This window comes from Streptomyces sp. NPDC101393 (genome assembly GCF_044767385.1).
Lineage (GTDB): Bacteria > Actinomycetota > Actinomycetes > Streptomycetales > Streptomycetaceae > Streptomyces.
Genome location: NZ_JBIWNU010000003.1, coordinates 34,080 through 58,318, shown reverse-complemented (window position 1 = coordinate 58,318; position 24,239 = coordinate 34,080). Strand labels below are relative to the sequence as shown.

Annotated in this window: 25 protein-coding genes; 11 read left to right on the top strand and 14 right to left on the bottom strand. The window is 71.3% G+C overall.

The window, feature by feature from the left end; translation table 11 throughout:
• Positions 1-50 precede the first annotated feature (50 nt).
• The 3 genes from ACIRQ7_RS10170 to ACIRQ7_RS10160 form a co-directional block, all read right to left on the bottom strand.
• Positions 51-1,292, bottom strand: a complete 1,242-nt coding sequence (locus ACIRQ7_RS10170) for a beta-ketoacyl-[acyl-carrier-protein] synthase family protein (RefSeq protein ID WP_401477027.1) — start codon at positions 1,290-1,292, stop codon at positions 51-53.
• Positions 1,289-1,522, bottom strand: a complete 234-nt coding sequence (locus ACIRQ7_RS10165) for an acyl carrier protein (protein ID WP_401477030.1) — start codon at positions 1,520-1,522, stop codon at positions 1,289-1,291. The genes ACIRQ7_RS10170 and ACIRQ7_RS10165 overlap by 4 nt, the downstream gene beginning before the upstream one ends.
• 327 nt (positions 1,523-1,849) lie before the next feature.
• Complete coding sequence (locus ACIRQ7_RS10160) at positions 1,850-2,302, bottom strand: MarR family winged helix-turn-helix transcriptional regulator (RefSeq protein ID WP_404261443.1); 453 nt, start codon at positions 2,300-2,302, stop codon at positions 1,850-1,852.
• Positions 2,303-2,431: 129 nt separating this feature from the next.
• On the opposite strand from ACIRQ7_RS10160, the gene ACIRQ7_RS10155 reads away from it, so the two are divergent.
• Together ACIRQ7_RS10155 and ACIRQ7_RS10150 are read left to right on the top strand one after the other, a co-directional pair.
• Entirely contained in the window at positions 2,432-2,842 is a 411-nt protein-coding gene (locus ACIRQ7_RS10155; RefSeq protein WP_401477036.1) for an organic hydroperoxide resistance protein, read from the top strand.
• A 71-nt stretch (positions 2,843-2,913) separates the two neighbouring features.
• Positions 2,914-3,348: a GNAT family N-acetyltransferase gene (locus ACIRQ7_RS10150; protein ID WP_404261441.1), complete on the top strand. Its 435-nt coding sequence runs from the start codon at positions 2,914-2,916 to the stop codon at positions 3,346-3,348.
• Positions 3,349-3,391: 43 nt separating this feature from the next.
• Here the strand turns inward: ACIRQ7_RS10150 and ACIRQ7_RS10145 are convergent, their stop codons facing one another.
• Genes ACIRQ7_RS10145 through ACIRQ7_RS10130 form a run of 4 tightly spaced genes read right to left on the bottom strand, consistent with a single transcriptional unit; the run spans position 3,392 to position 8,003 of the window.
• Positions 3,392-4,789: a GH1 family beta-glucosidase gene (locus ACIRQ7_RS10145; RefSeq protein ID WP_404261439.1), complete on the bottom strand. Its 1,398-nt coding sequence runs from the start codon at positions 4,787-4,789 to the stop codon at positions 3,392-3,394.
• Entirely contained in the window at positions 4,786-5,679 is an 894-nt protein-coding gene (locus ACIRQ7_RS10140) for a carbohydrate ABC transporter permease (protein WP_404261438.1), read from the bottom strand. The genes ACIRQ7_RS10145 and ACIRQ7_RS10140 overlap by 4 nt, the downstream gene beginning before the upstream one ends.
• The gene (locus ACIRQ7_RS10135) at positions 5,672-6,676 is read right to left on the bottom strand and encodes a carbohydrate ABC transporter permease (protein ID WP_404261436.1); all 1,005 of its coding nucleotides are present in this window, start codon (positions 6,674-6,676) and stop codon (positions 5,672-5,674) included. Before ACIRQ7_RS10135 ends, ACIRQ7_RS10140 begins: the two co-directional genes overlap by 8 nt.
• Positions 6,677-6,686: 10 nt before the next feature.
• Complete coding sequence (locus ACIRQ7_RS10130) at positions 6,687-8,003, bottom strand: ABC transporter substrate-binding protein (protein ID WP_404261435.1); 1,317 nt, start codon at positions 8,001-8,003, stop codon at positions 6,687-6,689.
• 151 nt (positions 8,004-8,154) lie between these two features.
• On the opposite strand from ACIRQ7_RS10130, the gene ACIRQ7_RS10125 reads away from it, so the two are divergent.
• Complete coding sequence (locus tag ACIRQ7_RS10125; RefSeq protein WP_404261433.1) at positions 8,155-9,498, top strand: ROK family protein; 1,344 nt, start codon at positions 8,155-8,157, stop codon at positions 9,496-9,498.
• 104 nt (positions 9,499-9,602) lie between these two features.
• On the opposite strand, the gene ACIRQ7_RS10120 is transcribed toward ACIRQ7_RS10125, so the two are convergent.
• A complete protein-coding gene (locus ACIRQ7_RS10120; RefSeq protein WP_404262280.1) occupies positions 9,603-11,357 on the bottom strand; it encodes an amidohydrolase in 1,755 nt (584 codons plus the stop codon).
• 70 nt (positions 11,358-11,427) lie between these two features.
• On the bottom strand, positions 11,428-13,011 hold the full coding sequence (locus tag ACIRQ7_RS10115; protein WP_404261431.1) for an APC family permease: 1,584 nt from the start codon (positions 13,009-13,011) through the stop codon (positions 11,428-11,430).
• A 244-nt stretch (positions 13,012-13,255) separates the two neighbouring features.
• Between ACIRQ7_RS10115 and ACIRQ7_RS10110 the strand changes: the two genes are divergently transcribed.
• Positions 13,256-14,062, top strand: coding sequence for a TetR/AcrR family transcriptional regulator (locus ACIRQ7_RS10110; protein ID WP_404261430.1), 807 nt, complete (start codon positions 13,256-13,258; stop codon positions 14,060-14,062).
• A gap of 76 nt (positions 14,063-14,138) precedes the next feature.
• On the top strand, positions 14,139-15,473 hold the full coding sequence (locus ACIRQ7_RS10105; RefSeq protein ID WP_404261428.1) for a PP2C family protein-serine/threonine phosphatase: 1,335 nt from the start codon (positions 14,139-14,141) through the stop codon (positions 15,471-15,473).
• Between the two features lie 112 nt (positions 15,474-15,585).
• Here ACIRQ7_RS10105 and ACIRQ7_RS10100 read toward each other — a convergent pair whose 3' ends face one another.
• On the bottom strand, positions 15,586-16,149 hold the full coding sequence (locus ACIRQ7_RS10100) for a hypothetical protein (protein WP_404261426.1): 564 nt from the start codon (positions 16,147-16,149) through the stop codon (positions 15,586-15,588).
• Between the two features lie 373 nt (positions 16,150-16,522).
• Between ACIRQ7_RS10100 and ACIRQ7_RS10095 the strand changes: the two genes are divergently transcribed.
• Positions 16,523-16,759 carry a DUF6400 family protein gene (locus ACIRQ7_RS10095; protein WP_404261425.1) on the top strand — a complete coding sequence of 79 codons (237 nt, stop codon included), beginning with the start codon at positions 16,523-16,525 and terminating at the stop codon, positions 16,757-16,759.
• A 2-nt stretch (positions 16,760-16,761) separates the two neighbouring features.
• Positions 16,762-16,992, top strand: coding sequence for a hypothetical protein (locus ACIRQ7_RS10090; protein WP_404261423.1), 231 nt, complete (start codon positions 16,762-16,764; stop codon positions 16,990-16,992).
• A gap of 39 nt (positions 16,993-17,031) precedes the next feature.
• On the opposite strand, the gene ACIRQ7_RS10085 is transcribed toward ACIRQ7_RS10090, so the two are convergent.
• Positions 17,032-17,988 (bottom strand): S41 family peptidase, encoded by a 957-nt coding sequence (locus tag ACIRQ7_RS10085; protein ID WP_404261421.1) that lies wholly within the window; start codon positions 17,986-17,988, stop codon positions 17,032-17,034.
• Positions 17,989-18,247: 259 nt separating this feature from the next.
• On the opposite strand from ACIRQ7_RS10085, the gene ACIRQ7_RS10080 reads away from it, so the two are divergent.
• The 3 genes from ACIRQ7_RS10080 to ACIRQ7_RS10070 all read left to right on the top strand — a co-directional run bounded on the left by ACIRQ7_RS10080 (position 18,248) and on the right by ACIRQ7_RS10070 (position 21,053).
• A complete protein-coding gene (locus ACIRQ7_RS10080) occupies positions 18,248-18,478 on the top strand; it encodes a DUF6296 family protein (RefSeq protein WP_401477076.1) in 231 nt (76 codons plus the stop codon).
• Between the two features lie 306 nt (positions 18,479-18,784).
• Complete coding sequence (locus tag ACIRQ7_RS10075; protein ID WP_404261419.1) at positions 18,785-19,738, top strand: SDR family oxidoreductase; 954 nt, start codon at positions 18,785-18,787, stop codon at positions 19,736-19,738.
• A 391-nt stretch (positions 19,739-20,129) separates the two neighbouring features.
• On the top strand, positions 20,130-21,053 hold the full coding sequence (locus ACIRQ7_RS10070) for a glycoside hydrolase family 19 protein (protein ID WP_404261418.1): 924 nt from the start codon (positions 20,130-20,132) through the stop codon (positions 21,051-21,053).
• Positions 21,054-21,118: 65 nt separating this feature from the next.
• Here ACIRQ7_RS10070 and ACIRQ7_RS10065 read toward each other — a convergent pair whose 3' ends face one another.
• Together ACIRQ7_RS10065 and ACIRQ7_RS10060 are read right to left on the bottom strand one after the other, a co-directional pair.
• Positions 21,119-22,309, bottom strand: a complete 1,191-nt coding sequence (locus tag ACIRQ7_RS10065) for a cytochrome P450 (RefSeq protein ID WP_404261417.1) — start codon at positions 22,307-22,309, stop codon at positions 21,119-21,121.
• Between the two features lie 220 nt (positions 22,310-22,529).
• Entirely contained in the window at positions 22,530-22,817 is a 288-nt protein-coding gene (locus ACIRQ7_RS10060; RefSeq protein ID WP_401477088.1) for a hypothetical protein, read from the bottom strand.
• A gap of 282 nt (positions 22,818-23,099) precedes the next feature.
• Between ACIRQ7_RS10060 and ACIRQ7_RS10055 the strand changes: the two genes are divergently transcribed.
• On the top strand, positions 23,100-23,447 hold the full coding sequence (locus ACIRQ7_RS10055) for a hypothetical protein (protein WP_401477091.1): 348 nt from the start codon (positions 23,100-23,102) through the stop codon (positions 23,445-23,447).
• Between the two features lie 16 nt (positions 23,448-23,463).
• Here ACIRQ7_RS10055 and bioD read toward each other — a convergent pair whose 3' ends face one another.
• Positions 23,464-24,186, bottom strand: a complete 723-nt coding sequence (bioD, locus tag ACIRQ7_RS10050) for a dethiobiotin synthase (protein WP_404261416.1) — start codon at positions 24,184-24,186, stop codon at positions 23,464-23,466.
• Between the last annotated feature and the right edge of the window lie 53 nt (positions 24,187-24,239).

The following is a 24,239-nucleotide window of genomic DNA, read 5'->3' as shown; positions in this document are numbered from 1 at the left end:
CGGTCGGCGGGTGCGGGGAAGAGGGGACGGCCGCGCGGGCCGGCGGTCCCCTAGCCGCGGGACAGCACGAGTGCGGCGTTGTGCCCGCCGAAGCCCAGCGAGGTCTTGACCGCGCAGTCGAACGTCGCCTGCCGGGCCTCCTGGCGCACGATCTCCACCGGGATCTGCGGATCCGGTACCTCGAGGTTGGCGGTCGGCGGCACCAACTGCTGCTCCAGTGCGAGCACGGTGAGCGCGGTCTCGATGCCGCCGGCGGCGCCCAGGGTGTGTCCGGTCATCCCCTTGGTGGACGTGACCAGAGGATGCTCACCGAGCACCCGCCGCAGCATGGTGGCCTCGATCAGGTCGTTGACCACCGTCGAGGTGCCGTGCGCGTTGACGTGGCCGACCTCGGACGGTGCCACGTCGGCGTCCTCCAGGGCGGTACGCAGCGCCCGTTCGATGCCGTTGCCGTCGGGGGCCGGGGCCACCGCGGCGTACGCGTCGCTGGATGCGCCGTAGCCCCGGATGTGCGCGTGGACGGTGGCCCGGCGGGCCTTGGCGTGTTCGGGGCGTTCCATGACGAGCAGGCCGGCGCCCTCGCCGACGACGAAACCGTCCCGGTCGGCGTCGAAGGGACGGCAGGCCGCCGAGGGGTCGTCGCGCCGGGTGGAGACCGCCTTCATCTGGCAGGCGCTGGCGATCAGCAGCCGCGAGAGCACCGACTCGGCGCCGCCGGCGATGGCGATGTCGCAGGCCCCGGCGCGCAGGAGTTGGTGGGCGGTGCCCACGGCGACGGTGCCGGAGGAGCACGCGGTGGCCACGCCGAAGCTGGGGCCCTGGGCGCCGAGGTCCATGCAGACGCTGCTGGCGGCGCTGTTGATCACGGTCAGCGGGGCGAGCTTGGGGGAGACCCGGCGCGCACCGCGCTCGGTCATGGCGGCGTGCTGCTGGTCATAGAAGGGGAGTCCGCCGTGCGCCGAGCCGATGACGACCGCGACGCGGCTGCGGTCCCAGGTCTCGGTGTCGATCCCGGCGTCCGCGACGGCTTCCCGGGCGGCGATCACCGCGAGTTGGGAGAAGCGGTCCATCAGTCGCTGGGTGGCCACACCGAGCAGCGCGGCGGTGTCCAGATCCGCGATGGTGTACATGAAGTCGCAGGGCAGGTCCTGGAGCTCTTCCTGGTGCCGTACCCCGGTCGGTGCGGAGTTCTGGGTGACCGCATGCCAGGTGGCCTTCGTACCGACGCCCGCCGCCGTCACCAGTCCGAGTCCTGTCACCGCTGCGGCGAACGGCGTCCGACGGGCCGTCACGCGGCGACTTTGCCGTCGACGGCCGCCACCAGCTGACCCACGGTGTCACGTGAGGTCAACGACACTTCTTCGAGGTCGATGTCGAGTCGTTCCTCGATGAGCACCCGGAGTTCTTCCAGAGCCAGGGAATCCATCCGCAGATTGTGCAACGGGGTCTGGTCGGTGACGTCGACCGACACCACTCCGAATTGTTGGACCAGCAAGGTGTTGACAACTTCTGCCGCGTTCACGTGACGCTCCTCCGGTGTTCGTGGGCGATGCTGCCAACCGCGTCCCGCGGGTGGCTCGCCGGCGGCTCCGGCTGGTTCGGCCACCCTTTATACGCCTTCGTCCCGAAGACTCCCCAACCTTGTTAGCTCAATGGAGTGATGAGCGCGCCGGGGTGTGCGAGAGGTGCGCGCCCCCTGTGCGCGCACCGCGGAGGGCACTTGCCTGTCCTAACGCCGCGGGCCTTCGGGAGGGTACGGGGGGACGGTCCACGGGCTCGTCGGATCTGGGCCGCAAGGCGTGTGCGGAGGCGGGGGAAGGGCGCCGCCCGGATGCGGCACCGCGCGCCGTCAGGCCTCGTCGAGGGCGTCGGTCACGCGGCCCAACAGGCCTCGCAGCGTGCGGAGTTCCTCGACGGTCAGGCCGGTGGCGGCGAGCATCCTGCGCGGGACCGGCAGGGCCTCCTCACGCAGTTCCTCGCCCGCGGCGGTGAGGTGGATGGTGACCGACCGCTCGTCCTCGGCGCTGCGTTCGCGGCGTACATGGCCGGCCGTCTCCAGGCGCTTGAGGAGCGGGGAGAGGGTGCCGGAGTCCAGCCGGAGCTGTTCGCCGATGGTCTTGACGGGCTGCGGGCCGTGTTCCCACAGGACCAGCATGACCAGGTATTGGGGGTAGGTCAGCCCCAGGTCCTTGAGGGCGTCCCGGTAGACGCCGCCGAAGGCGCGTGAGGCGGCATGCAGGGAGAAGCAGACCTGGTGGTCGAGGCGGAGCAGTTCGGCGTCGGGTACCGGAAGCGTGGTCATGGCTCCAGGTTAGCTCGTCGCGCGTGATTGAGTTGTGTGCAACTTAGTTGCGTGCAATTTAAATGTGTGCCATCGTTACGGCATCGAGCGGCCGGTGAACGGCCGCCGGGCTATCGAAGGGGAACTGTGATGGACGCGCTGTACACCGCTGTGGCCACCGCCAACGGCCGGGAGGGCCGGGCCGTCAGCTCCGACGGCCAGATCGATGTGGCCCTGGCCATGCCCCCGGCGCTCGGGGGCAACGGTGCGGGCACCAACCCTGAGCAGCTGTTCGCCGCCGGATACGCCGCCTGCTTCGCCAGCGCCATGGGGAATGTCGGCCGCCAGATGAAGGTCGACACCAAGGACGTCTCGGTGACCGCCGAGGTCTCCATCGGCAAGGACGACACCGGCTTCGGGCTCGCCGTCGTCATGCGGGTGGAGCTGCCGGACGCCCTCGCCGGTGAGACCGGCCGCCGGCTGGTCGAGGCCACCCACGAGTACTGCCCGTACTCCAAGGCGACCCGCGGCAACATCGACGTCGAACTCGTCGTGGAATAGGGCCTGTTGGTCGGGAGCCGGGTGCCCGTGAAGGCGGGCGCCCGGCTCCCGCCCCGCTCCCCGGGATCCGTATGGCAGGGTCCCTGCGCATGATCGAGAACTACGAGATGTCGGGTGACCCGGCCCGGATCGATGCCGCCCTCGTGCACCACTGGCTGTCCACCGATGCCTACTGGGCGCTGGGCCGCTCGCGGGAACAGCAGGACCGGGCGATAGCCGCATCGATGAACTTCGGCGGCTACGGCATCGCCTCGGGCGCCCAGGTCGCCTATGCCCGCGTCCTCACGGATCAGGTGGCCTTCGGCTGGCTCTGCGACGTCTACGTCGACCGGGCCGTGCGGGGCAAGGGGCGGGGAACGGCCCTGGTCACCGCCGTGCGCGAGGAGCTGGCGCCCCTCGGGCTGCGCCGGGTGCCGCTCGCCACCGAGGACGCGCACGAGGTCGACGAGAAGGCGGGCTTCCGGCCGCTGGAAGAGCCCGGGAAGTGGATGTCCTACGGCCGGTAGCAGGTGGCCGTAGGACGTCGGCTGCCACCCCGCCCCGCGTGGGTCAGGCGGCGCGCGGGGTGCTGCGGCGCGGATGGCTGCGGATGAGGTCGGCGTAGTGCCGTCCGCTGTCCTTGAGCGTGCGCTGCTGCGTCGCGTAGTCGACGTGGAACAGGCCGAAGCGCTTGTCGTAGCCGTAGGCCCACTCGAAGTTGTCCATCAGCGACCAGGCGAAGTATCCGGCGAGCGGAGCGCCCTTGCGGGCCGCGCGGGCACAGGCCGCCACATGCTCGTGCAGATACGTGGTGCGCTCGGGATCCTGGACCGTGCCCTCCGGGCGGACCACGTCCGGGTAGGCGGACCCGTTCTCGGTGACGTAGATCTTGCGCGGCGCGTACTCATGGGTGAGGCGCAGCAGCAGCGTCTCGATGCCGCCGGCGTCGATCTCCCAGTCCATGCCGGTCCGCGGTACGTGCAGCCGGCGCACCTGGCGGGCGTACGGCGGCGGGCCGGACGGCTCGCCGGTGACGACGGCCGGGAAGTAGTAGTTCAGGCCCAGCCAGTCCAGCGGCTGCGCCATGGTCTCCGGGTCGCCGGGGCGCTCCGGCAGGTCCACGCCGTACACCTCGCGCATATCGGCGGGGAAGCCGCGGCCGTGCACCGGGTCCAGCCACCAGCGGTTGGTGTGCCCGTCCATCCGGCGGGCCGCCGCCGCGTCGTTCTCGGAACCGGTGGCGGGTTCGACGGTGCTGAGGTTGTTGACGATGCCCACCTCGGCTCCCGGGGCCGCGGCCCGGATCGCCTGGGTGGCCAGGCCGTGTCCGAGCAGCAGGTGGTAGGAGGCGCGGACCGCCGCCGTGATGTCCGTGACGCCGGGGGCCATCCGGCCTTCGAGGTGGCCGATCCAGGCGGAGCAGAGCGGTTCGTTGAGGGTGGCCCAGTGGTGGACGCGGTCGCCGAGCTTCTCGGCGACGACCGACGCGTACCCGGCGAAGCGCTCGGCGGTCTCGCGTACGGGCCAGCCGCCGCGGTCCTGGAGGGTCTGCGGCAGATCCCAGTGGTAAAGGGTGGCGGACGGGGTGATGCCCGCGTCGAGCAGGCCGTCGACCAGCTCGTCGTAGAAGGCCAGGCCCTTGGCGTTGACCGGGCCGTCGCCGTCCGGCACGATCCGCGGCCAGGCGAGCGAGAACCGGTAGGCGCCGACGCCCAGTTGGCGCATCAGGCCGATGTCCTCGCGCCAGCGGTGGTAGTGGTCGCAGGCGGTGTCGCCGGTGTCATCGTTGTCGATCTTGCCAGGGGTGTGCGAGAACGTGTCCCAGATGGAGGGCGCACGGCCGTCCTCGGCAACCGCTCCCTCGATTTGATAGGCCGAAGTGGCCACGCCCCATGCGAAGTCGTCCGGCAGGGCGGCGAAGTCGATCCGGTCGGTCACGGCATTCCTTTCGAAGGACCCACGGTTCATTTGACGGCCCCGGCGGTGAGTCCGGCGACCAGGTAGCGCTGGAGGAGCAGGAACCCCGCGACCACCGGGACGCTGACGACCAGGGACGCGGCCATGACCTGGTTCCAGTAGACGTCGTTCTGCGTGGCGTAGCCCTGCAGGCCGACGGAGAGGGTGCGGGTGGTGTCGTTGGTCATCACCGAGGCGAACAGCACCTCGCCCCAGGCCGTCATGAACGCGTACACGGCGACCGCGACGATTCCGGGGACCGCGGCCGGCACCACGACCCGGAAGAGGGCGCCGAGCGGTCCGCAGCCGTCCACATGGGCGGCCTCGTCCAGTTCGCGCGGCACCGATTCGAAGTAGCCGATCAGCATCCAGATGGAGAAGGGCAGGGAGAAGGTGAGATACGTGAGGATGAGGCCGCCGCGGGAGCCGTACAGCGCGATGCCCGTGGAGTTGCCGATGTTGACGAAGATCAGGAAGAGCGGCAGCAGGAAGAGGATGCCGGGAAACATCTGGGTGGACAGCACCGTCACGGTGAAGACCCGCTTGCCGCGGAAGCGGTAGCGGCTGACGGCGTACGCCGCGAACACCGCGATCACCACCGAGCAGACCGTCGCCGAGCCCGCCACGATCAGCGAGTTGGTGAAGTACCGCGCCAGCGGGACCGTCGACCAGATGTCGATGTACGGGCGGATCGTCAGCTCGGTGGGCAGCCAGTGGAAGGAGCCCGAGACGTCCTCCAGCGGCTTCAGCGAACTGCTGAGCATGACGTAGACCGGCAGCAGGACGAAGCCCGTCAGAGCGGTCAGGAAGATCCGGCGGGTCCAGACGAACGAGCGGGGCGGTGCGGTGGGGGAGCGCCGCCGGCCGGTGCCGCGCGGCGCGCGGGCGGAGGTGCTAGCCATCGGCGTGCTTCCTTCCTCGCGAGGTGGCCAGGAGGTAGACCGCCGTCACCACGAGCAGGAACAGCAGCAGAAGGACGGACATGGCCGAGCCGGTCCCGAAGTTCCAGGTGACGAACGAGGACTGGTAGATGTGGACGGAGATCAGGTCGGCGGCCTCCGGCGCCGCCTTCCCGAAGAGCACATACGGCGTGTTGAAGTCGTTGAACGTCCAGAGGAACAGCACCAGCACCAGCACCTGGTTGACCGGCCGCAGCGAGGGCAGGGTGATCCGCCGGATCTGCTGGACCAGGCCGGCGCCGTCGAGCGACGCGGCCTCGTACAGATCCTTCGGGATGTTCTGGAGCGCGGCCATCACGATGAGGAACGCGAACGGCCAGGTCTTCCAGACGGCGACGACGACCAGCGCGACGAAGCTGTTCTCGCCCAGCAGCCAGAAGGGCCGGCCGTCGGTGAGCCCCAGCTGGTCGTGCAGTACGTGGTTGACCAGGCCGTTGTCCCTCTGGAACATGAACGCCCAGGTGATCACGGCGGCGTACACCGGCAGCGCGTACGGGGTGAGGAAGAGTGCCCGCAGCAGGCCCCGGCCCCGGAAGGTGTCCTGCATGAAGATCGCCGCCGCGGTACCGATGAGCCAGCACAGGCCGACGGACAGCACGCTGAACGCGCAGGTGACGAGGAATGAATGCAGCAGTGCGGCACCGACGGGGGCGTCCAGGTCGACGGTGACCCGGTAGTTGCCCAGCGCCTTCCAAGGGGCCGCGCCCCAGTTGCCGATAAAGAGCTGGGTCAGCTCCTTGAAGCTCATCACGGCACCGATGACCATCGGCGCGAGGTGGACCAGCAGTTCGAGGAGCAGGGCGGGCAACAGCAGCAGATAGGGCAGGCCGACGCGGCGCAGCCGGGCGGGGATACGGGGCCGGCGGAGTTTGCGCGCCGGTGTGGCGCGCTGCGGGCCGCCCGGGGGCGCCTGCCGGTGCGCGGTCGTGGTGGTCGTCATCGCGGGCGGCTCACTTCGCCATCTGCTGCTCGGCCTTGGTCAGCCGGGCCTTGACCGATGCGGTGGTCACCGGGTGTCCGGCGGCGGCATCGGCGAACAGGTCCTTGATCGCGGTGCCGACGGACGTCTCGAACTGCGACTCGTCGGCGATCTGCGGAAGCGGCTGGGCGCTCCTGGCGAGGGTTTCGCGCAGCACGGTGGTGTCCGGGCGGCGGAACGCGGCGTCCTGCTGAGCGGCCTTGACGGGCGGGATGGCGCCGTAGGTCTTGTTGAGCAGCCGCTGTTCGGCGTCGCTGGTCATGAACCTCACGAACTTCCGCGCGCCGTCCAGGTTGTCGGTGTTCTTGAAGACGGCGATATTGATGCCGGCGATCATGGAGTTGGTCTGCTTGCCGGTCCCCGGGGCGCCGGACGGTACGGGCACCGGCACCACGCCCCACTCGTCGGCCTTCATGCCGTGGGCGGCGAAACTGCTGGCGGCGGCCTGCCACAGCACCATCGCGGTCCTGCCTTTGGCGAAGTCCTGGAGCGACTGGTTCTGGCCGTACTCCGCGTTGCCCGGCGCGATGATCTTGTCCTTGGCCATGAAGTCGATGTACTGCTTCACCGCGGCGACCGCGCCGGCGGAGGTGAAGTCGGGCTTCCCGGAGGCGTCGAAGAAGTCCGCGCCGTGCTGCTTGCCGAGGGCGAACGCCTGGTGGATGTTGTTGGAGAGATTCCCGCCCTCCGCGCCCAGGGCCCATTTTCCGCCCTTGGAGATCTTCTTGCCGTCGGTGATCAACTCGTCCCAGGTGGCCGGGGGTTCGGCGATCCCGGCGTCCTTGAACATCTGCTTGTTGTAGTAGAGCGCGTAGGTGAGGGAGTAGAGCGGCACCGCGGCCGGGTCCTTGCCCGGCGCTCCGGTGGCGCCGAGCGCCGGTGCCACGAACCGGTTCCGGCCGCCGATCGCGTCGAAGTTCTTCCGGTCCCAGGGGAGCAGTGCGCCGGTGGCCTGGAGCGAGGCGGACCAGGTGTTGCCGATGTTGAGCACGTCGGGCCCTTGCCCCGACGTGGTGGCGGTGAGGATCCGGTTGAGCAGATCGGGCCACGGCACGACTTCGAGCTTGACCTTGATCCCGGTCCGCTTCTCGAACTTCTTCAGCTCGGGGAGAAGGATCTTCTTGTCCGCCTCGACGTTCGGGCCCTGATTGGAGGCCCAATATGTCAGTGTCTTGGGGGAGTTGTTGCTGCCCGCACCGCCGGGACCGGTTCCGCCGCCGCATCCGGCCGCCACGACGGCGAGCGCGGAGACGGTGGCGGTGACGGTCGCGGCTCGGAGTATGCGCATGGCGGATACGCCTCTCTCTGAGGGTCCGGAGGTCGGCCATGTTCAGTTCCTGAACGGCCTCATGGCTTAACTTAGGGTGTGAGTTAAAGCCCGAGAGAAGGTCGCGTCAAGGGATCGGACAGCGGTATGTTGCGGGCAGGGAGGGAGCCACATGGCCGAACAGAACAGACGGACCGTGCGTGACCTGCGGAGGGCCAACCGCTCCGCGGTCCTGCAACGGTTGTATTTCGAGGGGCCGATGAGCCGCCAGGCCCTCGGCCCGGCAACCGGCCTCAGTTCAGGCTCCGTCAGCAATGTTGTCGCCGAACTCACCGAGGACGGACTGCTGGAGGAAGCGGGCCTGGTCGAGTCCGACGGCGGCCGGCCCCGCACCCTGCTGCGGGTCGCCCCCTCCAGCGGCTGCCTGATCGGCGTGGACGTCGGCGAAACCCGGGTCAGGATCGAGCTGTTCGACGCCGCGCTCACCGAGATCGCCCGCGCCGAACTCCCGCTCACCCACCAGGGATACGACGTCGAGGTGATCGTCCGGCACATCGCGGACGGCATCGCCACGGTCCTGCGCCAGGGCCGTGTCACCCCCGACCGGCTGATCGGCGTCGGCGTCGGCGTCCCCGGCATCCTCGACCGCGGCGGCCCCGACGGCGCGGTCGTGCACGGCCAGACCATCGGCTGGCACGCCGTACCCCTCGAAGCGCTGCTCCGCGAAGCGGTCGAACTCCCCGCCTCCATCCGCTTCTTCATCAACAACGGCGCCAAGGCCCTCGGCCAGGCCGAGATGTGGTTCGGCGGCGGCCGCGGCGCACGGGACGCGGTCATCGTGCTGTTCGGCTCCGGCGTCGGCGCCTGCATCGTGACCGACGGCGCGATCCACGGCGGCGCACGCGACAGCGCCGGCGAATGGGGCCACCTGACGGTCAGCGTCCGCGGCCGGCGCTGCCGCTGCGGCGCCCTCGGCTGCCTGGAGGCCTACACCGGCGCCGAGGCCCTGCTGCAACGCTGGCAGGAAGCGGGCGGCCGGCTGCCCGCGGGCACCGACGAGGAATCCGGCGTCACCGCGCTGATCGCCGCTGCGCACCCGCCGGACGCCGGCACCGCGCCCGACCCCGTCGCCGTCGCGGTCCTCGACGAGACCGCCGAATACCTCGGCGCCGGCATCTCCGACCTGATCAACCTCTTCAGCCCCGAGCGGGTCCTCATCGGCGGCTGGGCCGGTCTCCAACTCGGCCCGCACATCCTGCCCGCCGTCCGCGCCTACGCCACCCGCTACTCCCTCGCGCACCCCGCCGGACGCGTCACCATCGACCTCGGGATGCTCGGCCCCGACGCCGTCACGGTCGGCGCCGCGACCCTGCCCCTCGCCGACTTCTTCGCAGGCGGCGGCCGACGCGCGGCGCCGGCTCGCGAAGCGTCCGATCCGACTCCGCCGGCGGGGTGGCGGACGGTGCTGGAGGGGCGGACACCGCAGGGACACACACGGGGCGCGGCGGCCGGCTGACCGCGGCTTCCTCCTCCGGCGGCCGCGCTACTGGATGTTCAGCAGGTCCGGGTGTCGGTCGAGGAGGCAGAGGCGGCGCACCCTATGTGCCCGTGCGCCGCCCCTCACGCGTCGTCCGCCGCGTACACCCGGCGGCCGCCGACGAAGGTCTGGAGGACGCGGGTGGCGGCGATCTCGTCGGTGGGGCCGGCGAACGGGTCGCGGTCCAGTACCGCCAGGTCCGCCAGCATGCCCGGCCGGATGCTGCCGGTGTCGTCGAGGTGGTTGGCGTACGCGCTGCCCGCCGTGTAGGCGGCGAGCGCCGCGCCCAGGCCGATGCGCTGGTCGGGCAGGAAGACCGGAGCCGACGGCGGGCAGTCGGGCGCCCGACGGTTGACGGCGACGTGCAGCGCGGCGATCGGGTCGGGGGAGCTGACCGGCCAGTCGCTGCCCGCCGCGAGCGTGGCGCCGGAGCGCAGCAGATCGCCGAACGGGTACTGCCAGGCGGACCGTTGGGGCCCCAGAAAGGGAATCGTCAGCTCGTCCATCTGCGGTTCGTGCGCCGCCCACAGTGCCTGGATGTTCGCCGTCGCCCCCAGCTGACGGAAGCGCGGTACGTCGTCGGGGTGGACGACCTGGAGGTGGGCGAGGTGCGGCCGGGTGTCGCGCCGGCCGTTGGCCTGCCGGGCCGCCTCGACCGCGTCCAGCGCCTCCCGTACGGCGCGGTCACCCAGGGCATGGAAGTGCACCTGGAACCCTTCGGCATCCAGCAGGGTCACATACTTGCGCAGCTCCACGGGGTCGATGAACGAGAGGCCGCTGTTGTCCGACGCGCAGCCGCAGGCCGTCAGGTAGGGGCCGAGCAGGGCGGCCGTGTGGTTCTCCGCGATGCCGTCCTGCATGATCTTCACGCTGGTCGCGCGCAGTCGGCCACCTGTCAACTCCTCGCGCCGGGACAGCAGTTCGGGGATCTGCTCGACGCCGCGCGCCCGGTCCCACCACAGCGCGCCCGTCACCCGGGCGGTCAGCGTGCCGGCGCTCCGCGCGGCCAGGTACGCCGGAATCGCGTCGGGCGTGCCAGGTCCCCGGCCCAGCATCGCGTCCTGCCACGCCGTCACTCCGTAGCTGTGCAGCAGGCGCTGCGCCCTGAGCAGTCCGTCGGTCCGTTCCGCGAGCGTCGGTTCCGGAAGGAGGTCGGCCACCAGCTGCATCGCCCCTTCCTGGAGCATGCCGGACGGCTCGCCGGCCGCGTCGCGCTCGATGCGCCCGTCGGCCGGATCGGGTGTACGGGAGGTCAGGCCGGCCATGCGCAGCGCACGCGAATTGGCCCAGCCGCCGTGATGGTCGCGGTTGACCAGGAACACCGGGCGGTCGGCGACGACGGCGTCCAGGAACTCCCGGGTCGGCTTGCCGCCGGGGAACGCCTCCAGGGACCAGCCGCCGCCCGTGATCCAGGGCGCGTCGGGATGCGCTGCCGCGTAGGAGCCGATCAGTTCGCGATAGCCGTCCGCGGTGTCCGCCGTGCTGAGGTCGCACTGCCCCAACTCCAGCCCGCCGCCCACGGGATGGACATGCGCGTCCTGGAATCCGGGGATGAGGAGCCTGCCCCGCAGGTCGACGACCTCTGTGCCGCTCCCGATCAGTTCGCGCACCTCCGCCACCGATCCGACGGCGATGATCCGGTCCCCGCGTACGGCTACCGCTCCGGCGCGGCCGTGCGCGGGGTCGACGGTGTGGACACCACCGGCGGGGCCGCCGGCGGCCGTGGGGTCGGAGAGGAAGACGAGGTCGGCGGTGGCGGAACGGACACCGCGGGAGGTGCCGGGCGCACCGGCCGGGCGCGGATTCCCGTCGCGGTCCGCGGTGTTGGGGGTGTCCATGCTGACGTCGCTGTCCATGGTGGTGGTGCTCCTGGTGGGGTGAAGGGGCTGGCTTCGGTGTACGGGGAGGTCAGGCCGGTGTGGCGGGGCGGCGAAGGGGGTCCTCCTTTCCGTCTCCGCGCTCAGGCGCGTACGCGTCGTCGGCCGGCTCGCCCTGCCCGTCCATCGGCAAGGTGATCGTGTCGGCGTCCGTGCCGCGGCCGGTGACGAAGTACGGGGCCCTGCGTACCCACTTGGCCCAGGCGGCGACCGCCAACCCCAAAGCCACCAGCAGCGTGGGCAGCGCGAGCATGAACCAGCCGTTGTCCGGGCTCGCCTCGAAGTGATCGCTCATCGTGGCGTACGTACGGACGAGGTAGCCGCCAAGGCCGAACAGCGTCAACGCGCTCGCCAGGGGGATGAGCACATCGCGGCAGGCGCGGAGCGGGCCCGCCCGCAGGCCTGCGCGGAAGCGCACCGCGCAGGCGAGGGCTGTGAGTCCGTAATAGAGGGCCACCGTCAGGCCGATCGAGTTGACGGCGGTGAGGATCATGTCGTTGAGCTGCGGGATGCCGACGGCGAGCACGGCGAGCAGGGCGGCCATCGCCATGATCAGAAGGGTTCCCACGGCGGGCGATCCGTAGCGCGGGTGCACCCGCTGCCAGACCGCGCCGAGGGTCCTGTCGCGCCCCATGGCCAGTGCGGCGCGCGCGGTCGGGATGACACTGGACTGGAGCGAGGCGAAGGCCGAACACATCAGCGCGGCAAGCGGCAGGGAGGCCCATGGCTCCGGGGCGAGACGGCTGCCGAGGAAGGTGAGTGCCTGCGGGCCGTTGCGGATGAGTTCGTCGGTGCTCATCACCCGTTGGAAGGCGAGCGCGCCGACGAGGAACAGACCGAGCATCGCGACCAGCGCGATCAGTCCGCCGCGGGCGGCGTCGGTGGCGTTCCGCGTCTCCTCGTTCACGCTGAACGCGGCGTCCCAGCCCCAGTAGATGAACACCGCCAGCACCATCCCCTGCGCCAGTCCCTGCAGTGAGCCGATCTCGAAGGGGTTGAGCCAGGACAGGCTGAACGGCTGGTCGCCGACGATCAGCGCGTAGCCGCAGAAGACCAGCAGCACCGCGTACTCGAAGATCAGCAGCGCCATCTGCAGCCGGGTCGCCGACCGGACGCCGGTGATGGCGGTCGCCGTGACGACGACCAGCGCGACCAGGCCGACGAGAGTGCTGACACCGGTCGAGGACGGGTCCAGCCGCAGCCCGAGAACGCTGCTGACACCGAGCTTGTTGAGGAACTGGAGCACCACGGATCCGGTGACCGCACCCGTGTACGCCATGAAGATCACATTGCCGACCAGCACCACCCACCCGGTCAGAAAGCCGGGCCAGGGACCTATCGACCGGCCCACCCAGGTGTAGCCGCTGCCGCAATTCGGCTCGGTGCGGTTGAGGCGTGCGTACGACAGGGCGATACCGAGGATCGGGACGAAGGCGAGCAGCAGCAGGGCGGGGGTCTGCCGGCCCGCGTACGCGGCCAGCGCACCCATGCCGATGCCGATACTCGTCGTCGCCGCGGTGCTCGACGCGGCGATCGCCACCCCGTCCTTCACCCCGAGGGAGCGGTGCATTCCCGCCGGGCCGGGGGCCGGGTCCTGCTGCGCTACGGAAGGCATGAGCACTCACTCCTTGGGCGGGCTGGGGCGGGGCGGTCGGAGGATCGGCGTCGACCGGTTCGGCGTCGACCGGGCGAACACCGGGCGGACCGACGTCGATCGGGCGGCGCGGGGGTGGTGTGGTGCCGGGTCCCGCGAACCGTGCCGCCGATAAAACAGGCGGCGCGCACCTTGTGTCAACGGTGTTGACGTAACTGGATGATTAACTGGCGCGGGTCCGACAGGCAGGGTCGTGGAGGGGGTTGTGGTGGCGGAGGGTGAGCGCGGTCCGGGAAAGCGCGCCCCGGGTGAGCGCGGGGCCGACAAGGGCGCGGGGGTCAAGCGCGCGGCGGGCGAGCGCGTGCCGGCCGAGCGGAAGCGCCGCAGGCCGACCGGATCGGGCGTGATGCTCTCCGCCGAACTCATCGTCGACACGGCACGCGACCTGATCGACGCGCAGGGGACGCAGGCGTTCACCGTCCGCAAACTCGGCGCCGCCCTCGGAGCCGACCCCTCCGCCGTCTACCGCTACTTCCGCAACACCGAGGATTTGCTGCTGGCCCTGGCCGACCGGCTCATCGGGGAGTCCATGGACGGATTCACACCCGGTGACGACTGGGCCGCGGACCTGCGCGCCTTCGGCCTGCGCGCCTACAACTCCGCGCTGCGGCACCCGCAGATCGCCGTCTTCAGTACGGTCCGCGTCACCGGCGGGCCGCACGAGCAGCGGGCGGTCGACGCCGGTATCGGCCTGCTGCTCCGGGCCGGATTCGACGACGCCTCCGCCGTCCGGCACTACCACACGCTCGTCGACACCGTTCTCGGCCACGCGGCCCTCGACGCCGGGGTGCTGCGGCTGGCGCCCGCCCAGCGGGCCGCGGACGAGAGTGCCTGGCACGCCGCGTACGGCACGCTGCCGCCGGACGAATGCCCCAGCCTGCACCGCGTGCGCCGGCACCTTTCCCTCATGGCCGGCTCGGCCGTGGAGCCCGCACTCGATCTGCTCATCGACGCGCTTCGCCGCGCGGCAAAGGAGGCGGGGCCGGGTCCGGCGGAGTCCGGCGAGGTGTAGGCGGAGGGCGGGGAGCGGAGACGCTGTCGAGAGCCGCCCTCCGGATATTTCCGCTACCCGGGTGCAAACATGGCGCATGCCCTCTTACCGGCCGGCGCTTCCGCGTGGACGGGGCCTGCGCCATGTCCTGCTGCTGATCCCGATCGGGCTCGTGGTCGCGGTCTGCGCGGTCGACGTCGCCGCACCGCCCGAGATCCACTTGGGCCCGCTCCTGGTCGCGGCACCGGCGATCAACGCGGCCTTCGCCGGCCCCTTCCGCACGGCCGCGATCGGACTACTGGCGGTGGCCGCCCAGGTGTTCATCGGTCTCGCCCGGCACGTCCTGGGCACCGAGAACCTCCATGCCCAGATCGCCGCACTGGTGGTCGTCTCCGCACTGGTCGTGCTCTTCACCGCCGTACGGGAACGCACTGCGCGACGGCTCACGAAGAGCCGCTCGGTGGCCGGCGTCGCCCAGCAGGTACTGCTGCGGCCGCTGCCCCGGCGCAGCGCGGACCTGGAGATCGCCTCGCTCTACCTCGCGGCCGAGGAGGAGGCGGAGATGGGCGGTGACCTGTTCGCGGCGTCCCGCACCACGCGGAGCACCCGGCTGATCATCGGCGACGTCCGCGGCAAGGGGCTGCCCGCGTACGGGTACGCCGCCCTCATCCTCGGCGCCTTCCGGGCCGCGGCCCACCGGCAGGCCACGCTGCCCCGGCTCGCCCGGCACCTCGACGGAGCCGTCCGGTGGGACGCGAGCCAATGGCGCACGCGCTGGGCCACCGACACCGACACCGACACCGGCCCCGTGGCCACCGGGCTCGGCACACCGGCCGCGGGCCTCGTCACGGAGACCGACCCCGCCCCGTCCACCAAGATCGGCGCCGACCCCGCCGCCGACCCCGAAGCGGCCATCGGCCCCGACCCGGATGCGGATGCCGGCCCCGAAGCGGACGGCGCGAGCGGACCGGATTCCCTGGAGGCCTTCGCGACCGCCGTGCTGCTCGACATCCCCGACCGGGGAACGGTTGCCCGCACCCTCACCTGCGGGCATCCGCCGCCGCTCCTGTTGCGTGACGGCCGCGTCCGCACCCTGCACTCCGAGCAGGTCGCGCTGCCGATCGGGCTCGGCGGCCTCCCCGGTGCCCCCGACTACGTGGTCGAGACCTTCCCCTTCGAGCCGGGTGACCTGCTGCTGCTCTACACCGATGGCGTGACCGAGGCCCGGGACGGCGCGGGCGCCTTCTACCCCTTGGCCGAGCGGGCCGGCGCCTGGAGCGCGGCGGACCCGCAGCAAATGCTGCGGTACCTGCGCGCGGACCTGATGGCGTACACCCAGGGGCGACTGGGCGACGATGCCGCCGCGGTCGCGATCCGACGACGTCCGGGCGCCGCGCCGCCCGCCGAAGCCGACCGGCCGGACATCGACTAGCGGGCAGCGGGCAGCGGGCAGCGGGTGAGGGGGCAACCGGGCTGGCGCGGGCGGGCGGAGAGCGCAGCGGAGGCCCACCGGCACGACCGGGCGCGTGCTCGAACGAGGGGCCCTATCCGCGATCGGCGGCCGGGGCCAGGCAGCCACCGCAGTTGTAGTACGTCACGTCCCAGTGGTTGCCCTCCTTGTAGTAGACGTTCCCGCTGCCCGACTTCCACTTCGAGCCGCCGATCGAGGCGAAGGTGCCGGTGATGTAGTTGGTCAGGCACGAGGAGAGGCTGAAGTCGACCTTGTAGCCGTTCCAGTGGCTGTAGGTGCCCGCGGCGTGTCCGGTCTCGGTGCCGCCGGTGAGGTTGATGGCGCAGCCGGTGGCCCCCTTGAGCGTGATCACGCCGTCCACGGTCGCGGAGTTGATCTGGTCGAACGACGTACACGTGGAGTTGTTCCGGTCCGAGCAACCGCCACTCGACGACCAACTGATCCCGGCCGAGCGGAGTTTGCCGGTGGCCTGCGCATGGCTGAGCTTGGCGAACAGGGCGGGCCCGGTCTGTGCCGCGGCGGCGGGGGAGTGGGAGGCGGCGGGAGCGGCGGCGTACGTGGTGGCGGCGGTGCCCGCCAGGGCGCCTGCCGCGAGCATGACAACACCCAGAGTGGTCGTGGCCGTACGTCGGAGCATGGATACCTCCTGGAGAGGGGTGAAGGCTCCGAGCGTGGCGTGGCGCGGCGGGCGCGTCAACAAGGCCGGTGAGCCGCCAGGGGGCCAGTCCTCTGGCGGTGCGGCCCCGTGCCGGCATCGCGGAGGCCCGGCGGCGTCGATGAAATCCGTCACGCCGGCCTATGGCCCACCGAGAGCCAACAAAACGGGCAATTGCCTCATGCCCTATTCCGTTATGGGCGTTATGGGCCGAATGGCATCCTCGCCCGCGGTAGCCGCCGCGCTGTGGCGCTCCCGGTCGTTCTGGCGGGTCTTTGCCTGACGCTTCCTCAAGGCCGTCGCGCTTGGTAGACACGTGCGCATCATCCGCACCGCACTGGCATCGGAAGCGAACATGACCGACCGCAACACCTCGGACCACCAGATATTCGACGTGGACCTCGCCGACCACGAAGCACGGCGGCGGACCGAAGTCCTGGCGGCGCTGGGGGACACCTGGAACCCCGTCGAGGTGATGGAGGCCGAGTCGGCGGCGCAGCGCCTGCTCTACTCCGGTCTGGACGCGGAGCAGCAGGCGACCTACGACATGCTGGTCACCGCCGGTGTCCTGCCGGCGTCCGGGCAGGACTGACCGTGCTCCCGCTCGACCCGACCGCCGACATCGGCCGCCGCGCCTGGGTGCCCTGCCCCGGATGCCAGGACCACCAGGACTGCACGGCCTGCCTCGACGGCCGCACCTGCCACCGTCACTGGCGCTATCTGCTGTCCAACAAGGGCAGCGTCCTGCACCTCCAGTGCCCCAACTGCACCCACCTGTGGGCCTGGCAGTCCGGCTTCGGCGCGGCCGGCCGCGGCACCGCCTGAGCGCCGGCCGCGCCGCCTCCCGCTACACCTCGTCTCCCGTTACGCCTCGCGGGATTCCGTCTCCTCCAGCGCCTTCCGGTGCGCGGCCTCAAGCGCCTGACCGGCCGGCGCGGCGAGGTCCGGGATGACGCCCACGCCTTCCCAGTTGGTCCCCGTCACGGCGTTGATGGACCGGGCCGTCGGCACGGTCACCGTGATGTGCGCCGTCACCGGATGCCGCGCGGTCGGGTGCGCACCGCCGCGGGTCGTCTCGCCGACCACGGTGGCGCGGCCGTGCGCCTGCAGGGTGTACGCCACGTCCTCGCCGCCGGAGAACGTGACCTCGCTGGTCAGCACGTAGACCGGGCGGTCCTCCGGATAGCGCGGCGCGGGGAGGTGGGCGACGGTCCAGTACTGCCGGGTGGAGTCGGTGGAGCGCTCGTAGATGTCGTTGAGGTGCACCTCGTCGTCGGGGAAGAAGAAGCTGGACCACAGGTTCGCGCCCGAGGGATAACCGCCGCGGCATTCCCGCAGATCGAGGATGAGGGCACGGGTGTGGGCGACCAGCTCCATCGCCGCGCCGATCGCACGGCCGCCGATGGCGGCGTCGGCGATCCGCCGGATTTCGAGGAGGCCGATATTGCCGTCGAGCTGCTCGACGCGGCGTATGCCCTGGTTCTCGGCCCGCATGAGCGCGAGGAAATCGGCCCGGCCGTCGTCATCCGGGGCTTCCGGGGCCCGCGGCTCGTCCTGCCAGAGCAGCCTGAGGTGTTTGTCCCCGCAGACCTCCTGAAGGTGAGCGGTCACGCGCTCGCAGAACGCGGCGCCGCTCACCTCGTCGTACTCCCCGGCGTCGATCCGGTTCCGGATCGCCGCGTCGATCTCCACGGCCCGCTGCGGAAAGACATAGCCGGCCACGATCCGTTCCAGGGCCGCGCTCACTATCTGCGCAGGGGTCATCTGTGCGTCGGTCGCGATATTCGCGGGAAAGGTGCTGGTCGTCGCATCACTGGGCATGCCTGGGGATCCTAGAGCGCCGATGCGAACGGCGGGTCGGTTTTTTCCAACGCCCTCGCCTCGCCGAGGCGGGTCGCTGCACACGGGCTGCCGCACACCCGGCGACCCGCCCTCCCCGGCCTGCCGCCCGCGCGCTTCTCCTGAGGCGGGGCGGGCGGCTGTGCGGGACGATGGAGGGGCGCCCAGGTACACCGGTGTGCAGCGGAGCAAACGCGGAGCGACGCTTCAGGCCCCTGCCGCGCTTTGTCGGGAGGCCCCCATGGAATACCCGGAACGATACGAGCTCGTCTTTCAGGCGTTCGTCGTGGAGGACGACGTCGTGGTGGTGCGCCGCACCGAAAAGGCGGGGGCCGGCGGCTATCCGATCTACGAGGACGACACGGGAATCGTCCGCGCCGAGATCAGTGACCGGCGCGAGGTGCGGATGCTGGCCAGCGGCGGACACCAGGTCCCCCGGACACCGCTGACGGCGCGGCCACTGAACTCCTGAGCACGAGCCGCGCGGGTGTGGCGCCGGACCGGGCGCGAGGCGGCCCAGCGCGGCGTCGTGCCGCCCCCGGCGCGCCTGAGTAGGTGGCGAAGGGCGGGCCAGGCATCCTGTGCGCGTAGCCCCGGGCGCGAAGCGGAGCCCGCCACCGAGCGCACCCCCGGGACCCGGCGCACCCCTCACAGGCCCGATCCAGGCGCACGCTCCCGCCCCGCAAAGTCCCGATGCCGGGGCCCGCTCTCCCGGACTCCGCGCCGGCCTCCGCTCCCGCGTTCCCCCGGGCCCCGATCGAGGAAGGCGCACACGCACATGGACACCACAGCCGGACAGGACACCGCGCGGTCAGGCGTGCTCGACGGGAAGGTGGCGCTGGTCGCCGGTGCCACGCGCGGTGCCGGACGGGCCATCGCCGTGGAGCTCGCCCGTGCGGGTGCCACGGTCTACGCGACGGGGCGCAGCAGCAGCGGTGTGCACGGCCGGTCGGAGATCGACCGTCCGGAGACCATCGAGGAGACCGGTGAGCTGATCGCCGCCGCGGGCGGTGCGGGGACGGCCTTGCGGGTGGACCACCTCGACAGTGACGAGGTGCGCGACCTCGTCCGGCGCATCGATGACGAGCACGGACGCCTCGACGTGCTCGTCAATGACATTTTCGGCGGCGACAGATATGCCCAGTTCGGCACGACCCTGTGGGAGCACGATCTCGCCGGGGGCCTGCGGATGCTGCGCATGGGGATCGACACCCACGCCATCACCAGCCACCACGCGTTGCCGCTGCTGATCCGTCACCCCGGTGGGCTGGTGGTCGAGATGACGGACGGGACGGCGGAGTACAACGTCGCGTACCGCCACCACGAGGGCTTCTACTACGACCTGGTCAAGGCGGCCGTCCAGCGGATGACGGGCGCACAGAGCCACGAGCTCGCCCCGCACCGGGGCGTGGCCGTCGCTGTGACTCCCGGCTGGCTGCGTTCGGAGAAGATGCTGGAGGCCTTCGGCGTGACCGAGGGGAACTGGCGGGACGCGACCCGGCGGGTGCCGCACTTCTGCATCTCCGAGTCCCCGGCGTTCGTCGCCCGCGCGGTGGTCGCCCTGGCCGCCGACCCGGACGTCGCGCGCTGGACGGGCCAGGTCGTCTCCAGCGGGCAACTGGCCCTCCGCTACGGATTCACCGACACCGACGGCACCCAGCCCGACTGCTGGCGCTACATGGTGGAGGTCCAGGACCGCAACCTCCCCGCAGGTGACCTCGGTTACCGCTGACGACTGAAGGGGCGGGACCGGAAGCGGCGGAGCGCCGTACCGGCGGCCCCTGCTTCGGGCGATCGTCGACGATCCCTCCGGCAACTGGATCCGCCTGTCCGAGAGTTCGCAGGTTACACACGTCCTGCGGCGCCGTCCGATGGCGGACTGGGCCCCTGCCGGGCCCTGTTGGCCGCAAGGGCCACGTGCATTGGTATGGACGTGAGTGCGGCGATCGCCCTAACCTGACGCTGGTCTAGACCGCAACCCCATCCGTTCGCGGTCCGCCGTTCGCCTGCCGCCGTTCACCCACCCGTCGGCGGGCGTCCCTCTCGCTGAGCGCCATCTCAACGCACCCCCCCCACAGCGGCCGTTGCCCCGTCCGGCGTCCGGCCGTGCGAAGGAGTCATGCATGAGCTCACGTATCGTCAGGTCGCAGGTCGTCAGGTCCCGTACTGCCGCACTGCTGAGCGCGGCCACCATGGCCGTGGGCGTCGCCCTCTTCGTGCCGGCCACGCCCGCGTCCGCCACCTCGGGTTGCGGCACCCCCTGGGACGCCTCGGCTGCGTACGCCGGAGGGAAGTCCGCCTCGTACGACGGGCACAACTGGTCGGCGAAGCGGGCCACGCACAGTGAGGCGCCCGGCCACGCCGGCGTCTGGTCGGACCAGGGGGCCTGCGCCGGCACCGCGGTGGCAGGGGCGGACGTGAAGGCCGAGGGGTTCGTCGTCAGCGAAGCGCAGTTCAACCAGATGTTCCCGAACCGGAATCCGTTCTATACGTACAGCGGTCTGACCGCGGCGCTCAGCGCGTATCCGGAGTTCGCGAACGCCGGGAGTGACACGGTCAAGCGCCAGGAAGCCGCGGCGTTCCTCGCGAACGTCAGCCATGAGACCGGCGGTCTCGTCTACGTGGTGGAGCAGAACACCGGCAACTACCCGCACTACTGCGACGCGACCCAGCCGTACGGCTGCCCGGCCGGCCAGGCCGCGTACTACGGCCGCGGCCCGATCCAGCTGAGCTGGAACTTCAACTACAAGGCGGCGGGCGACGCGCTCGGCATCGACCTGCTGAACAACCCGTATCTGGTGGAGCAGGACGCCGCTGTCGCCTGGAAGACCGCCCTTTGGTACTGGAACACGCAGACCGGGCCCGGCACGATGACCCCGCATCAGGCGATGGTCAACGGCGCGGGCTTCGGCGAGACCATCCGCAGCATCAACGGTTCCATCGAGTGCAATGGCGGCAACCCCGGACAGGTGCAGAGCCGGATCGACAGCTACAAGCGCTTCGTTGAGGTCCTGGGGACCACGCCTGGCGCCAACTTGAGCTGCTGAACGGGGAGTTGTGCGTAGGGGCCGGGCCCGGGTGGGAGCGGGCCCGGCCCCTACGGATCCGCGGCTCAGCTCCAGCGGATCGGAAGGTGCAGCGGTCCTCGGATCAGCATCCCGTGACGCCAGTCAAGGGCGTTGGGGTCGGCGTCCAGGGCGAGCCCGGGGAAGCGGTCCAGGAGGGCGCGAATCGCGATCCGCGCCTCCAGACGGGCCAGCGGGGCGCCGAGGCAGAAGTGGATGCCGTGGCCGAAGGCGACATGGCCGCGCGTCTCCCGTCGGATGTCGAAGTCGTCCGCGGCGGCGAACTGTTCGGGATCGCGCGAGGCGGAGGCGAGCACGAGCACCACGGCCGACCCGGCGGGGATGCGGCTACCGCCGATGTCGATCGGCTCCGACGCGAAACGCCAGGTCGCCGTCTCCACCGGGCCGTCGTAACGCAGCATCTCCTCCACGGCGTTGTCCAGCAGGGAACCATCGGCCCGCAGCGCGGCGAGCTGGGTGGGATGCGAGAGCAGGGCCCGCATGCCATTGGACAGCAGATTGACGGTCGTCTCGTGTCCCGCCACCAGGAGCAGGAACGCCATGCCGACCAGTTCGTCGCGGGAGAGGCGGTCGCCGTCCTCGTCGCTGGTGCGGACCAGGGCACTGAGCAGGTCATCGCCCGGGGTGCCCCGCTTGATGTCGATCAGCTCGACGAGGTAGGCCGTCATCGCCTTGACGGCCTCCTGCGCCGCCTCCTCGCCGGTCGGCGCCACCAGCTCGTTCGACCAGGCCCGGAAGGCCTCCCGCTCCATGGAGGGAACGCCCAGCAGTTCGCAGATGACCGTGATGGGCAGCGGGAAGGCGAGCGCCTCCACCAGATCGGCGCGTCCGTCCGGGGCGGCGGCCATCGCGTCCAGCAGCTCGTCGGTGATCTGCTGCACCCGGGGGCGGAGCGCCTCGACGCGGCGGGCCGTGAACTCCCTCGCGACGAGCTTCCGCAACCGGGTGTGGTGCGGCGGGTCCATGTCCAGCATGTGGTGGAACAGCGCGGACTCGTCGACCTCCCGCGTCAGGCCGGCGGCCCGCCAGTCCTTGTTGAGCCGGGAGTCGTTCAGCGCGGACCGGACGGCTTCGTGGCCGACGACCAGCCGCACTTCCATGCCGTTGGGGAGGCGCGCGTGGTGCACCGGCCCCTGGGCGCGCATCTTCGCGTAATACGGGTAGGGGTCCGCCGCGAAGTCCGCACCGTAGGCTTCCAGATCGACAATCTCCGACATGCTGCCCGCCGCTTCTCTCGCATGATTTCCGTTCACGACACCGGTTGTCACGGTATGCGGCAGGCGGGCGGCCGACATCGCCCCAGCGGACGACTCCGGCGGCACGAACTCCTCCACTGGTTGCAGGCCGGCACAACGGCGTCGTCAGGACCGACACCGCGCCACAGGACCGCGGCCGGATGCACACGGCAGGCCCCTGGCCCTACGGCACGACAGACCTCTACGAGCTGAAGAGCTGGTCGAGAGCGGGCGCGCCCTCCTCGCCGCGTACGGCTTCGACGACCGCCTGATGGAAGCTGCGGCTGTCCTCTTCCGAATGGCAGGGGACGGGGCTCCCCTCCAAGGTGTACCAGTCGTTCGCCCCGGAGTACTGCACAGCGATGTGCGCCTCGCCGTCCGACCACGTCGTATGGAGGGTGACGTCGCCTTCGAGCACGCCGGCCTCCACGGTACGGACCGTGCCGCGGCGGGCGTGTATGCCGATGGTGGTCCACGATGCCCAGGTCATGTCGCTCCCCTTGCAGGCAGGGGCCCCGCCGGCGGCCGGGCGCGGTGCCTCAAGTCTGGCACCAGCCGGGCACCCCCGCAGGGCAGCGAGCGGAGCCCCGGAACCCCGCTCACCCTGTGTCGTCACCCGCCCGGCGCAGCGTCATCGGACGGCTTTGCCGCGCATCGGGCCGATGAGCGACTGAACGGGACCCGCCGCATCCCCGTATCACTCACTGTCCGCTCCGGGCCAAGAGCGGGCGCTCCCCTGCGGGGCATCGATCCGAGACGTGAGGACGGGCTCATGACCGACCCCAGTAACCCCCAGCTGCACGCCCTGCCCGACGGAGACGCCGAAGTGCGTCTGGTGCTCCGCTTGCAGTGGGAGGACGTCGCCGCCCTCGGGCAGGAAGCCGGACGGCTCGCCGCCCAGCTCCAGCGCCCGGTGACCCTCGACGAGGCGGCCGGCCACCGGCTGCGCACCCGGCAGTCCGCGGCCCACGCCAAACTGCCGCCTCAGGAGCGGTCCCAGCCCACCGCGGTGCCCACGGCCTCCGCCACCCCGACCTCCCTGTCGGCCCGCTCCCCGGGGGACCAGGCCCGCCAGGCGATCGAGAGGATCAACGGAACCGCCGGACACGAGACGGCTTAGGGCGTCGTGGGGCGGATCAGGCCGTGCCGGCGGGGCCCGGACCCCGGCCGTCGCAGGTGCCCGACCCGCCGAGGGCAGGCGCGAGCCAGCCGGGGGCCGCCGCGCGGAAGTCGTGCGGCGGCAGGGCGCCGGAGCCTTCCGGGACCAGGCCGAGAAGGGGGGCACCGGCGGCGGTCGGAAGGTCCGCGAGGTTGCAGCGGGAGGCGAGGTCAGGGACCGCGGGCCAGCTGCCGACGATCACGCCGGGGGATTCGAGTCCGTATGTGCGCAGGGCCAGCGCGGTCAGCGCGGTGGCGTTGAGCGTGCCCAGGCCGGCCTGCGCGACCACCACGACGGGCGCGCCCGCCAGCCGCGCGGCGTCGGCGAGGGTGTTGCCCTCGGCGTCGAAGCGTACGAGGAGGCCGCCGGCGCCCTCGACCAGGACCAGATCGTGCGAGGCGTCGAGCTTGGCGGCGGCCTCGGCGATCCCGGCGGGCGTGACCGGCGGCATACCGGCCCGGTGTGCCGCGGTCGCGGGGGCCAACGGGTCCGGATAGCGGGCCAGTTCGAGGGTGGTGACCGGGCCGGCCAGCCGCTCGACCTCGGCCGCGTCGCCCGCCTCGTGGGGGGTGACACCGGTCTGCGCCGGCTTGAGCACCGCGACCGAGCGCCCCTGGCCGAGCGCCGTGGCGGCGATGGCGGCGGTACTGATGGTCTTGCCGATTTCCGTGCCCGTGCCGGTCACGAAGAGCACCGACATGGTGGCCTCCGACTCTCTGATGACGATGGTGAGGGGGTGCAGGGGTGAAAGGG